The 11,584-nt window shown below is 72.1% G+C and carries 12 protein-coding genes and 1 riboswitch; of the genes, 6 read left to right on the forward strand and 6 right to left on the reverse strand.

Annotation, left to right across the window (positions count from 1 at the left end; all coding sequences use genetic code 11):
- Nucleotides 1-80: 80 nt before the first annotated feature.
- The 3 genes from thiE to IH80_RS0127520 form a co-directional block, all read right to left on the reverse strand.
- Entirely contained in the window at nt 81-716 is a 636-nt protein-coding gene (thiE, locus tag IH80_RS0127510) for a thiamine phosphate synthase (protein ID WP_030964080.1), read from the reverse strand.
- 76 nt (nt 717-792) lie between these two features.
- Nucleotides 793-1,158 carry an Rv2175c family DNA-binding protein gene (locus IH80_RS0127515; RefSeq protein ID WP_030964081.1) on the reverse strand — a complete coding sequence of 122 codons (366 nt, stop codon included), beginning with the start codon at nt 1,156-1,158 and terminating at the stop codon, nt 793-795.
- A gap of 94 nt (nt 1,159-1,252) precedes the next feature.
- Nucleotides 1,253-2,473 (reverse strand): NAD(P)/FAD-dependent oxidoreductase, encoded by a 1,221-nt coding sequence (locus tag IH80_RS0127520; RefSeq protein ID WP_030964082.1) that lies wholly within the window; start codon nt 2,471-2,473, stop codon nt 1,253-1,255.
- 81 nt (nt 2,474-2,554) lie between these two features.
- Nucleotides 2,555-2,666: riboswitch (TPP riboswitch) on the forward strand.
- On the opposite strand from IH80_RS0127520, the gene thiO reads away from it, so the two are divergent.
- The 5 genes from thiO (at nt 2,664) to IH80_RS0127545 (ending at nt 8,094) form a co-directional block, all read left to right on the forward strand.
- A complete protein-coding gene (gene thiO / locus IH80_RS0127525; RefSeq protein ID WP_030964083.1) occupies nt 2,664-3,833 on the forward strand; it encodes a glycine oxidase ThiO in 1,170 nt (389 codons plus the stop codon). (Overlaps the previous riboswitch by 3 nt.)
- On the forward strand, nt 3,830-4,030 hold the full coding sequence (gene thiS, locus IH80_RS0127530; protein WP_030964085.1) for a sulfur carrier protein ThiS: 201 nt from the start codon (nt 3,830-3,832) through the stop codon (nt 4,028-4,030). Before thiO ends, thiS begins: the two co-directional genes overlap by 4 nt.
- 5 nt (nt 4,031-4,035) lie before the next feature.
- Nucleotides 4,036-4,830 (forward strand): thiazole synthase, encoded by a 795-nt coding sequence (locus IH80_RS0127535; protein ID WP_030964086.1) that lies wholly within the window; start codon nt 4,036-4,038, stop codon nt 4,828-4,830.
- 483 nt (nt 4,831-5,313) lie between these two features.
- Nucleotides 5,314-7,227: a Stk1 family PASTA domain-containing Ser/Thr kinase gene (gene pknB, locus IH80_RS0127540; protein WP_030964087.1), complete on the forward strand. Its 1,914-nt coding sequence runs from the start codon at nt 5,314-5,316 to the stop codon at nt 7,225-7,227.
- A 6-nt stretch (nt 7,228-7,233) separates the two neighbouring features.
- The gene (locus IH80_RS0127545; RefSeq protein WP_030964088.1) at nt 7,234-8,094 is read left to right on the forward strand and encodes a deoxyribonuclease IV; all 861 of its coding nucleotides are present in this window, start codon (nt 7,234-7,236) and stop codon (nt 8,092-8,094) included.
- A 105-nt stretch (nt 8,095-8,199) separates the two neighbouring features.
- On the opposite strand, the gene IH80_RS0127550 is transcribed toward IH80_RS0127545, so the two are convergent.
- Nucleotides 8,200-8,832, reverse strand: a complete 633-nt coding sequence (locus IH80_RS0127550) for a sulfite oxidase-like oxidoreductase (protein WP_030964089.1) — start codon at nt 8,830-8,832, stop codon at nt 8,200-8,202.
- Between the two features lie 173 nt (nt 8,833-9,005).
- Here IH80_RS0127550 and bfr point away from each other — a divergent pair, with 173 nt between their 5' ends.
- On the forward strand, nt 9,006-9,482 hold the full coding sequence (bfr, locus tag IH80_RS0127555) for a bacterioferritin (protein WP_030037303.1): 477 nt from the start codon (nt 9,006-9,008) through the stop codon (nt 9,480-9,482).
- A gap of 59 nt (nt 9,483-9,541) precedes the next feature.
- On the opposite strand, the gene IH80_RS0127560 is transcribed toward bfr, so the two are convergent.
- Together IH80_RS0127560 and IH80_RS0127565 are read right to left on the reverse strand one after the other, a co-directional pair.
- Complete coding sequence (locus IH80_RS0127560) at nt 9,542-9,799, reverse strand: (2Fe-2S)-binding protein (RefSeq protein WP_199819315.1); 258 nt, start codon at nt 9,797-9,799, stop codon at nt 9,542-9,544.
- A 182-nt stretch (nt 9,800-9,981) separates the two neighbouring features.
- Nucleotides 9,982-11,343 (reverse strand): class II 3-deoxy-7-phosphoheptulonate synthase, encoded by a 1,362-nt coding sequence (locus IH80_RS0127565; RefSeq protein ID WP_199819316.1) that lies wholly within the window; start codon nt 11,341-11,343, stop codon nt 9,982-9,984.
- Nucleotides 11,344-11,584 lie beyond the last annotated feature (241 nt).

The following is an 11,584-nucleotide window of genomic DNA, read 5'->3' on the forward strand; positions in this document are numbered from 1 at the left end:
TTCGACGGCGCGGAATGCCACGGGCGTCCGGTCGGACGGGGCCGGGGGTGGAGCGCGGGGGCCGGGGGCGGGGCCGGCACTCAGCCGAGGCGGGCCCGGACCCGCTTGGCGAGGTCCGCGGCGGCCGCACCGGGGTCGGAGGCCTCGGTGATCGCGCGGACGACCACGACGCGGGTGGCGCCGGCGTCGAGCACCTCGTCCAGGTTCCCGGCGTCGATGCCGCCGATGGCGAACCAGGGCCGGTCCTGTTCCAGGGAGGCCGCGTAGCGGACCAGGTCCAGGCCGGGGGCGTGGCGGCCGGGCTTGGTGGGGGTGGGCCAGCAGGGCCCGGTGCAGAAGTAGTCCACGCCCGGTTCGGCGGCGGCCGCGGCGACCTCGTCCTCCGCGTGGCAGGAGCGGCCGATGAGCACCTGCCCGCCGAGGATGGCGCGGGCCGCGGGAACCGGGATGTCGCCCTGTCCCAGGTGCAGGACGTCGGAGCCGATGGCGTGGGCGACGTCGGCGCGGTCGTTCACGGCGAGGAGCCTGCCGTGGCGGCGCGCGGCCTCGGCGAACACCTGGAGGTGTTCCAGTTCCTCGGCCGCCTCCATGCCCTTGTCGCGGAGCTGGACGATGTCCACGCCCCCGGCCAGGACGGCGTCGAGGAACTCGGGGAGGTCACCCTGGCGCTTGCGGGCGTCCGTGCACAGGTAGAGCCGGGCGTCGGACAGCTGCATGGGTGTACCCCCCGTGATGGAGGCGGTGTACGGGCGCGGGGGCCCGTACACCGCGGTGGAGCTACTGCGGATCAGGTCAGAGGGCGAGCGCCTGAGCGCGGCGCTTCACCTCCGTGCCGCGATTCTCGCTCAGCGCCTGGGCGGGGGTGCCCGGCAGGGTCGGGTCGGGGGTGAAGAGCCACTCCAGCATCTCCTCGTCGGAGAAGCCGTCGTCGCGCAGGACGGTCAGGAGGCCGACGAGGCCCTTGACCACCTTGTCGCCGTCGATGAACGGCGCCGGAACCTGCAGGGCCCGGTTCTCGCCACGGCGGACGGCGATGAGCTGCCCTTCCTTGACCATCTGGCGGACCCGCGTCACCTCGACGTTCAGCATCTCCGCGATGTCGGGGAGGTACAGCCAGTCGGGGACGAGGGAATCGATCTTTGCGTCAATCTCGGTCACGGACCAAGCCTGCCACCTCCCACCGACAGCCGGTAGCCGGGCGGCCCGTCCGTGGCACGCCGCCCGGGCCGGCCGGGCCGGGCGGGCCGGGCGGCTACGCGGTGGCCGATTTCAGCGGGGTGCCCGGGTCGGCGACCCTGGCCGGGTCCACCGGGACGCCGGTCTCGATCAGCTTGCGGCCCTGCGCCAGGTCGCGGGGGCGGCCGACCGCGAGGACCGCGGCCAGGGCGCCGTCCCGCAGCCAGCACACCGACCAGGTCTCCTGGTCCGGGTCGCCGCGCCGGACGAGGGTGTCGGCCCCGCCGTGGTGGCCGGCGTACTGCACGAAGCGCCCGAACTGCTCGGACCAGAAGTACGGCACCGGGTCGTAGACCGCGGTGGGTTCCCCGGCCAGGATGTTCGCCGCGACGGCCCGCGGGCCTTGGAGGGCGTTGTCCCAGTGGTGGACCAGCAGCCGCGCCCCGTACCGCCCGGACGGGAAGGAGGCGCAGTCGCCGACCGCGTAGACCCCCGGCAGGGAGGTCAGCAGGTGGGCGTCCGCGGTGACCGAGCCGTCCGCTCCGCGTTCCACGCCGGATCCGGCCAGCCATTGCGTGGCGGGGCGCGCGCCGATCCCCACGACCACCGCGTCGGCGGGCAGGGTCCTGCCGTCGGCCAGGAGGACCCTGCCCTCCTCCACGGCGGCCACCCTCGCGCCGGTGATCAGTTCGGCGCCGGCCTGCCCGTACCAGCGCGCCATGGGCTCCGCGACCTCGGCGGGCAGGGCGCCCGCCAGCACCCGGTCGGCCGCCTCCACGACGGTCACCGCGCAGCCGGCCTCCCGGGCGGCGGTGGCGAACTCGGCGCCGATCCAGCCCGCGCCGACGACCACGACCCGGGAGGCGGCCGTCAGGACCGGCCGCAGCCGCGCCGCGTCGTCCAGCGTGCGCAGCAGGTGGACGCCCGGTACGCCCTCGGCGCCGGGGAGGGTCAGCGGCTGCGCGCCGGTCGCCAGGACGAGGACCCCGTACGGGACCGGTCCCGCCTCGGTGTCCAGCTCGTGGTCGGCGGCCCGCAGTCCGCTGACCTCGGTACCGAGGCGGAGTTCGATGTCCAGGCCTTCGAAGTCCACGTCGAAGGCGGAGTCCTCGGCCTTGCCGAGCAGGACCGCCTTGGACAGCGGGGGGCGGTCGTAGGGCTGGTGGGGTTCGGCTCCCAGCAGGGTCACGGGGCCGGTGAAGCCCTGCTCGCGCAGGGCGACCGCGGTCTGCACCCCGGCCATTCCGGCGCCGACGATCACGACGCCGCGCTGATTGTGTTCCGTCTGCTCGCTCACCCGGCCACCCTAATCATCTGACGCTCCGTCAGGAACAGGTGCCGCCTTACCCGCCGTCCACGGCCGGGATAGTCTGGCAACCGTACCTATCGCGGGAGTCCGGCGCACCGGGCTGAGAGGGAGGCTGGCCGGCCTCCGACCGTACGAACCTGATCCGGGTCATGCCGGCGAAGGGAGGGGCTGGACGCCCATGCACTCGTCTCGAAAGGGATCCGACGTCCTCGTCATCGGGGGCGGCATCATCGGCCTGGTCACCGCCTGGCGGGCCGCGGCCCGCGGACTGAGCACCGTACTCGCCGACCCGGCACCCGGCGGCGGCGCCGCCCAGGTAGCAGCCGGCATGCTCGCCCCGGTCACCGAACTGCACTACGGCGAGGAAGCCCTCCTCGGCCTCGGCCTCGCCTCCGCCGAACGCTATCCGCAGTTCGCGGCCGAGCTCACCGACACGAGCGGCGGCATGGACATCGGCTACCGCGCCTGCGGCACCCTTGCCGTCGCACTCGATGCAGACGACCGCCTCCACCTGCGCGAACTGCACGCCCTCCAACGCCGCTGCGGCCTGGAGTCCGAATGGCTCACCGGCCGCGAGTGCCGCCGCCTGGAACCCATGCTCGCCCCGGGCGTCCGCGGCGGACTGCGCGTCGACGGCGACCACCAGGTGGACCCGCGCCGCCTCGCCGCCGCGTTGCTGTCCGCCTGCGAGGGCGCCGGGGTGACCGTCCACCGGGCGGCCGCCGAACAGCTGCTCACCGCCGCGGACCGGGCGACCGGCGCCCTCCTCGACGACGGCACGGAGCTGCACGCCGACCAGGTGGTCCTGGCCGCGGGTTCGCTCAGCGGCAGGCTGGCGGGCGTACCCGCCGAGGTGCTGCCGCCCGTGCGGCCGGTCAAGGGGCAGGTGCTGCGGCTCGCCGTGCCCCCCGCCTACGCGCCGTTCCTCTCGCGCACCGTACGGGCGGTCGTCCGCGGCAGCCACGTCTACCTCGTGCCCCGCGAGAACGGCGAACTCGTCATCGGCGCCACCAGCGAGGAACTCGGCTGGGACACCACCGTCACCGCGGGCGGGGTCTACGAACTCCTGCGCGACGCCCACGAACTGGTACCCGGCATCACCGAACTCCCGCTCACCGAGACGCGGGCGGGACTGCGCCCCGGCTCGCCCGACAACGCCCCCCTGCTGGGCCCGACCGACCTGCCCGGCCTGCACCTGGCCACCGGGCACTACCGCAACGGGGTGCTGCTGACCCCGCTCACCGGCGAGGTGATGGCGGAGCTGCTGGTCACCGGCGAACTGCCCGAGATCGCACGCCCCTTCGCCCCCCGCCGCTTCTCCGCCGCACGTCAGGAGTCGTACGCATGACCATCTCCGTCAACGGCGAGCCGCGCGAGGTCGCGGCCGGCGCCACGCTCGACAGCGTCGTGGCCACCCTGACCGCGGCCACCTCCGGGGTGGCCGCCGCGCTCAACGAGACCGTGGTCCCGCGCGGCCAGTGGCCGGCCACCCCCGTGGGCGACGGCGACCGCGTGGAGATCCTCACCGCGGTCCAGGGAGGCTGACCGGCATGGCCGACGACCTCTTCACCCTGGGCGACCGGACCTTCTCCTCCCGCCTGATCATGGGCACGGGGGGCGCCCCGAGCCTGGACGTGCTGGAACGCGCCCTGGTCGCGTCCGGCACCGAACTCACCACCGTGGCCATGCGGCGCCTGGACCCGACGGTGCAGGGCTCCGTCCTCTCCGTCCTGACCGGGCTCGGCATCTCGGTCCTGCCGAACACCGCGGGCTGCTTCACCGCGGGCGAGGCCGTCCTCACGGCCCGGCTCGCACGGGAGGCCCTCGGCACCGACTGGATCAAGCTGGAGGTGGTCGCGGACGAGCGGACCCTCCTGCCCGACGGCGTCGAACTGCTGGACGCCGCCGAGGTCCTGGTGGACGAGGGCTTCACCGTCCTCCCGTACACCAACGACGACCCCGTGCTCGCGCGCAAGCTGGAGGACGTGGGCTGTGCGGCGATCATGCCGCTCGGCTCCCCCATCGGATCCGGGATGGGCATCCGCAACCCGCACAACTTCGAGCTCATCACGGAGCGGGCGGGGGTCCCGGTGATCCTGGACGCGGGAGCGGGCACCGCCTCGGACGCCGCACTGGCGATGGAACTGGGCTGCGCGGCGGTGATGCTGGCCTCGGCCGTGACCCGGGCGCAGGAGCCGGTCCTGATGGCGTCCGCCATGCGGGACGCCGTCTCGGCGGGCCGCCTGGCCTTCCGGGCGGGCCGCATCCCCCAGCGCCGCTTCGCCGAGGCCTCCTCCCCCGCGGAGGGCCGGGCCGCCCTGGACCCGGAACGCCCGGCGTTCTGAGGACGCGGGCCGGGGTTTCCGGCGGTCCTCGTAGTTCCGGGGCGGGACGGGCGGTCAAGGGTGGCCGAAGGCCATCGCGCAGCGACGCGAGGAACGAGCGCCCTTGAGGGACCGGCACGCACCGGAAAACGATCGGAGGGACGGGAAAACCCCCTACGCGTCACTGACTACCGAATGCTCGGATTCCGATCCCCGGAACGCCCTACCCCTTCACCCCCCGCCCTCCGGGAATTCGGCTTTTCCGGACCCTCGCCGCCCCTTCCGCCACCGCTGCCCCAGGACTCCGCTCCCCCACCCCGCCGCCGCACCCTCCACCCCCGACCGTGCTGGTCACGGCCGGTTTTCGATGGGTGGGCAACCGCCGGGTCGGTGCGGGGGCGCCGAGGGGCGGAGGCCCCGCCCCGCCCCCTCCCCACGTCACAGCTGCGCTGCAAGGCGACCCGCCCCCGCCGGGGTCCCGGCGTCGGCTCGTAGAATCGGCGGGTGGATACGACCCTGGAAGACCCGCTCGTCGGGCGCGTGCTCGACGACCGCTACCGCATCGATGCCCGCATCGCGGCCGGCGGCATGGCCACGGTCTACCGGGCCGTCGACACCCGCCTGGACCGGATCCTCGCCCTGAAGGTGATGCATCCGGCGCTCGCCTCCGACGCCGCCTTCGTCGACCGGTTCATCCGCGAGGCGAAGTCCGTGGCGCGGCTCGCGCACCCCAACGTGGTCGCCGTGTTCGACCAGGGCACGGACGGACCGTACGTCTACCTGGCCATGGAGTACGTTTCCGGCTGCACCCTGCGCGACGTGCTGCGCGAGCGCGGCGCGCTCCAGCCCCGGGCGGCCCTCGACATCCTCGAACCCGTCCTCGCCGCCCTCGGCGCCGCCCACCGGGCCGGCTTCGTGCACCGCGACATGAAGCCCGAGAACGTCCTGATCGGCGACGACGGCCGGGTCAAGGTCGCCGACTTCGGCCTGGTCCGGTCCGTCGACTCGGTCACCAACACCACCGGATCGGTCCTCGGCACCGTCTCCTACCTGGCCCCCGAGCAGATCGAGAGCGGGATCGCCGACACCCGCGCGGACGTCTACGCCTGCGGTGTCGTCCTGTACGAGATGCTCACCGGCTCCAAGCCCCACCTGGGCGACTCCCCCGCGCAGGTGCTCTACCAGCACTTGCACGAGGACGTCCCGCCCCCGTCCTTCGCCGTCCCCGGACTGCCGGCCGGTCTCGACGGGCTCGTGGCGTCCGCCACCGCCCGCAATCCCGACCAGCGCCCCTACGACGCGGCCGCCCTGCTCGGCCTCACCCGTGAGGCCCGCGGCGGACTCACCGCCGTCGAGCTGGACGCCGTGCCGCCGCAGGCGCACGCCGTGGAGCGGTCGTCCGCCGAGGACCGCACCGGCGTGATCCCGCGCCCGGTGACCGCGGAGCCCGTGAACCTCACCTCGCGGTTCGAGACGCCCCCGCTGGACCCGCCCAGCCCGCCCGTGCGCCGCGCGGCGCCCGCCCGGCGGCCTCGCCGCGGCGTGCTGCTGGTGGTCGTCGGCGTGCTGCTGGCACTGGGGATCGGTACGGGTGTCTGGTACATCAATTCCGGCCAGTTCACCAAGGTCCCCAATCTGCTCGGCAAGACCGAGGAGCAGGCCCGCACCCAGCTGTCCGAGGCCGGGCTCGGCGTGAAGGGCGTCGACCGCAAGTTCAGCGACGCCTTCGAGCGCGGGACGGTGATGAACACCGATCCCGCGGGCGGCCGCCGGATCCGCGGCAACGGCGCTGTGACGATCACGATCTCCCGCGGCCCCGAGGTCGTGTCCGTGCCGAACCTCAAGGGCAGGCCCCTGGAGGAGGCCAAGGAGGAGCTCACCAGGACCGGGCTGGCCCCCGGGATCGTCACGCAGGCCTTCAGCCAGGACGTCGCCCAGGGCTCGGTGATCAGCACCAACCCGGCGGGCGGTGAGAAGCGGGCCCCCGACACGGCGGTCTCGTTCGTCGTCAGCAAGGGCCGGCCGGTGCCGGTGCCCGGTGTGACGGGTCTGCCCTTCGAGCAGGCGAAGGCCACTCTGGAGGGTCTGGGCCTCAAGGTGGCGACGGCCCCCGAGCAGGTGAACGCGCCGTCGGACCCCGGTACGGTCGCCAACCAGTCGATCGGCGCCGGGACCCAGGCGGCGGCCGGGGACACGGTCACGCTGACCGTGTCGAAGGGCCCGCGCCAGCTCCCGGTCCCCAACGTGGTCGGCCAGGACGTGGACACGGCCCGCAGGAACCTGGAGGCGGCGGGCTTCAAGGTGAAGGTGGACCGCCCGCTGATCTCCTTCAGCAGGACCGTGGACGCGCAGTCGGTGCTGGGGGGGCAGACCGCGGCCGAGGGCCTGACGATCACCATCCGGATCAAGGGGCTGTAAGCGCACGTGGTACGCAATCCGGTGGGCGGGCACGTCCCCGTCGCGGGCGGGCTGGCCTCGGTCGGGCTGACGTACGCCCGGGAGATGGGCGCCGAGGCCGTCCAGGTCTTCGTCGCCAATCCGCGCGGCTGGGCCACCCCGGTCGGCAGTCCGGCGCAGGACGAGCGGTTCCGCGAGGAGTGCGCGCGGGAGGACATCCCGGCGTACGTGCACGCGCCGTACCTGATCAACTTCGGCTCGCACACCGCCGCCACCGTGGAGAAGTCGGTGGAGTCCCTGCGCCACTCGCTGCGCCGGGCGCGGCAGATCGGTGCGCTCGGGGTGGTCGTCCACACCGGCTCGGCGACCGGCGGGCGCCCGCGGGAGGTGGCGTACGCGCAGGTCAGGGAGTACATGCTGCCGCTGCTGGACGAGCTGACGCATGACGACGACCCGTTCCTGCTGCTGGAGTCGACGGCCGGGCAGGGCTCCTCGCTGTGCTCGCTCGCCGAGGACTTCGGCCCGTACTTCGATGCGCTGGACCACCATCCGAAGCTGGGGATCTGCCTGGACACGTGCCACATCTTCGCGGCCGGTCACGACCTGGCGGAGCCGGGCGGGACGAAGGTGACGCTGGACCTGCTGGTGGACACGGTGGGCGAGGGCCGGCTGAAGCTGGTCCACGCGAACGACTCCAAGGAGGGCGTGGGCGCGCACAAGGACCGGCACGCGAACGTCGGGCAGGGCCACATCGGCCGGGACGCCTTCGCCGAGCTGTTCACGCATCCGGCGATGGACGGCGTTCCGCTGGTCATCGAGACGCCCGGCGGCAAGGAGGGGCACGCGGCGGACGTGGCGCTGCTGAAGGAGCTGCGCGGCCAGCAGTGATCGACCGGCCCTGGCCGTCGGCGCCGGTCCGCACACGGCCGTCCGGGTGACTGTCGCCGCGGGCACTCTTCCGGTCGCCGTCACGGAGCCGGCGGGCAGGCAGCCCTACAACTCGGGGCCCTCCCCCGGCTCCTCCTGGTACGAGTAGCGCTGCTCGCGCCAGGGGTCGCCGATGTTGTGGTAGCCGCGCTCCTCCCAGAAGCCGCGGCGGTCGGCGGTCATGTACTCGATGCCGCGGACCCACTTGGGGCCCTTCCAGGCGTACAGGTGCGGGACCACGAGCCGGACCGGGAAACCGTGCTCGGCGGTGAGCAGTTCGCCGCCCTGGTGGGTGGCGAAGACGGTCCGGTCGGAGGCGAAGTCGGCCAGCCGCAGGTTGGAGCTGAAGCCGTACTCGGCCCACACCATCACGTGCGTGACCTGCGGAGCGGGAGGCGCCAGGGCGAGCACTTCGCGGGCGAGCACACCGCCCCATTCGGCGCCCTGCATGCTGAACTTCGTGACGCAGTGCAGGTCCGCCACGACGGAGGAGAACGGCAGGGCCGTGAACTCCTCGTGGTTCCAGCAGTGCTTGTCGCCGTCGGCGGTCGCGCCGAAGACGCGGAACTCCCAGCGGTCCGGCTTGAACTTGGGCACGGGACCGTAGTGGGTGACGGGCCAGCCCTTCTGCAGCCTCTGCCCCGGTGGAAGCTCCAGCTGCTCTGCTCCCGGAGATTCCCGGCTTTCCGGCTGACCCATGACTCCATGGTGACAGACTGGGCAGGGTGGTCATGACCAGGTCTGGGCCGATTCGGGCAAGTCACGGCAACTCCCACTAAGGAGGCACTTACTGGACGGCCCCCAGTGGCGGTGCAAGGATGCGCGCAACTGCCCCGTCACATAGCTGACATTGCCTGGAAGGAGCCTCTGCGATGCAGGGCGACCCCGAGGTCCTTGAGTTTCTGAACGAGCAGCTGACCGGCGAGCTGACGGCCATCAACCAGTACTGGCTGCACTACCGCATCCAGGACAACAAGGGCTGGACCAAGCTCGCCAAGTACACGCGTGAAGAGTCCATCGACGAGATGAAGCACGCGGACAAGATCACCGAGCGGATCCTGATGCTCGACGGTCTGCCGAACTACCAGCGTCTCTTCCACGTGCGCGTCGGGCAGACGATCACCGAGATGTTCCAGGCGGACCGCCAGGTCGAGGTCGAGGCCATCGACCGGCTGAAGCGGGGTATCGAGGTCATGCGCGGGAAGGGCGACATCACGTCGGCCCGGCTCTTCGAGGAGATCCTGGAGGACGAGGAGCACCACATCGACTACCTCGACACCCAGCTGGAGCTCATCGAGTCCCTGGGCGAGGCGCTCTACATCGCGCAGCTCATCGAGCAGCCGAGCTGACCTCTCCGGCGAGCCGCTGCGGGGCCGCCTGCGGTCCCCGGACAGCCCGCGGGCCGCTTCTACGCCGCTTCCGCCAGCTCGGGCGAGCGTTCCGGCTGCGGGTCCGCGGCGAGCACGGACACCGCGTCGCCCTTCTCCAGAAGCTCCCTGCGCGGACAGGCCCCGCGGCCGAGGATGCCCTGGATGGTGCGCACGCAGGAACCGCAGTCGGTGCCGGCCTTGGTGGCCGAGGCGATCTGGCGGGGCGTGCAGGCCCCGGCAGCCGCGTGTTCCTTGACCTGCTTGTCGGTGATCCCGAAGCAAGAGCAGACGTACACGCGGTTCACCTCCTGGCGCTGAGTGGTCCTGAGTGGTGCGGCGAGCCATCCCCTATTCGGTGAGGCTTACCTAACCGTACCCAAAGTTAGGGTGGCCTAAAAGCCCCGGGTACGACAGTGGGGCGCGGATCACATCGATCCGCGCCCCACGGTCGTAGGAACGCACCTACTGATCGCGACGACTAGTCGCGGTAGAGCTCCGCGACCAGGAAGGCCAGGTCCAGCGACTGGCTGCGGTTGAGCCGCGGGTCGCAGGCCGTCTCGTAGCGCTGGTGCAGGTCGTCGACGAAGATCTCGTCGCCGCCGCCCACGCACTCGGTGACGTCGTCACCGGTGAGCTCGACGTGGATGCCGCCCGGGTGGGTGCCGAGGCCCTTGTGGACCTCGAAGAAGCCCTTGACCTCGTCGAGCACGTCGTCGAAACGGCGCGTCTTGTGGCCCGAGGCCGCCTCGAAGGTGTTGCCGTGCATCGGGTCGGTGACCCAGCCGACGATCGCACCGGAGGCGGTGACCTTCTCGACCAGCTCGGGGAGCTTGTCGCGGACCTTGTCGGCGCCCATGCGGACGACGAAGGTCAGCCGGCCCGGCTCGCGCTCGGGGTCCAGGCGGTCGATGTACGTCAGCGCCTCGTCCACCGTGGTGGTGGGGCCGAGCTTGATGCCGATCGGATTGGCGATCTGCGAGCAGAACTCGATGTGCGCGTGGTCCAGCTGGCGGGTGCGCTCACCGATCCACACCATGTGGCCTGAGGTGTCGTACAGCTTGCCGGTGCGCGAGTCCGTGCGCGTCAGCGCGCCCTCGTAGTCGAGCAGCAGCGCCTCGTGGGAGGCGTAGAACTCGACCGCCTTGAACTCGGCCGGGTCGGTGCCACAGGCCTTCATGAAGTTCAGCGCGTTGTCGATCTCCCGGGCCAGCTGCTCGTACCGCTGACCGGACGGGGAGGACTTCACGAAGTCCTGGTTCCAGGCGTGCACCTGGCGCAGGTCGGCGTAACCACCGGTGGTGAAGGCGCGCACCAGGTTGAGCGTGGAGGCGGAGGCGTTGTACATGCGCTTCAGCCGCTCGGGGTCCGGGACGCGGGCCTCTTCGGTGAAGGCGAAGCCGTTGACGGAGTCACCGCGGTAGGTCGGCAGGGTGACGCCGTCGCGGGTCTCGGTGTCCTTGGAGCGCGGCTTGGAGTACTGGCCGGCGATGCGGCCGACCTTGACGACCGGCACGGAGGCCGCGTACGTCAGTACGGCGCTCATCTGGAGGAGCGTCTTCAGCTTGGCTCGGATGTGGTCGGCGGAGACACCGTCGAAGGCCTCGGCGCAGTCGCCGCCCTGGAGCAGGAACGCCTCGCCCTTGGCGACGGCTCCCAGACGGGCGCGCAGCTGGTCGCACTCACCCGCGAAAACGAGGGGAGGATACGACTCGAGGTCCGCGACGACAGCGCGCAGAGCCTCGGCATCGGGGTACGAAGGCTGCTGCGCCGCGGGAAGGTCTCGCCAGGTCGCCTTGACGGCGGGGGCTTGGTTTTCAGCGTTCACGGTCACCTCGTACACATTACGGCGTAACGGGGGGCATCCGGCCCCCCGCCCACAACGTGAGACGGATTTCTCGAAGGCCGTGGACGTCCGACGGAACGGAATCGATGGTTCGGCCCCGGGTCCGGGACGGATCCGGCGCCGCGGCACCGGACTGGGCTATGGTTCACCGCATGTACGCGCACACGAACCAGAACTGGTGGTGGCCCGCTCCCGGCGGCCCACTTCCTGCGCGTACCTGACGACACCTACACGCGAA

The organism is Streptomyces sp. NRRL S-378 (assembly GCF_000720645.1).
GTDB lineage: Bacteria > Actinomycetota > Actinomycetes > Streptomycetales > Streptomycetaceae > Streptomyces.

Coding starts and splice junctions, on each gene's coding strand:
- thiO (WP_030964083.1), top strand. CDS start 2,664: ATGCACTCGTCTCGAAAGGGATCCGACGTCCTCGTCATCGGGGGCGGC.
- IH80_RS0127535 (WP_030964086.1), top strand. CDS start 4,036: ATGGCCGACGACCTCTTCACCCTGGGCGACCGGACCTTCTCCTCCCGC.
- thiS (WP_030964085.1), top strand. CDS start 3,830: ATGACCATCTCCGTCAACGGCGAGCCGCGCGAGGTCGCGGCCGGCGCC.
- IH80_RS0127550 (WP_030964089.1), bottom strand. CDS start 8,832: ATGGGTCAGCCGGAAAGCCGGGAATCTCCGGGAGCAGAGCAGCTGGAG.
- bfr (WP_030037303.1), top strand. CDS start 9,006: ATGCAGGGCGACCCCGAGGTCCTTGAGTTTCTGAACGAGCAGCTGACC.
- thiE (WP_030964080.1), bottom strand. CDS start 716: ATGCAGCTGTCCGACGCCCGGCTCTACCTGTGCACGGACGCCCGCAAG.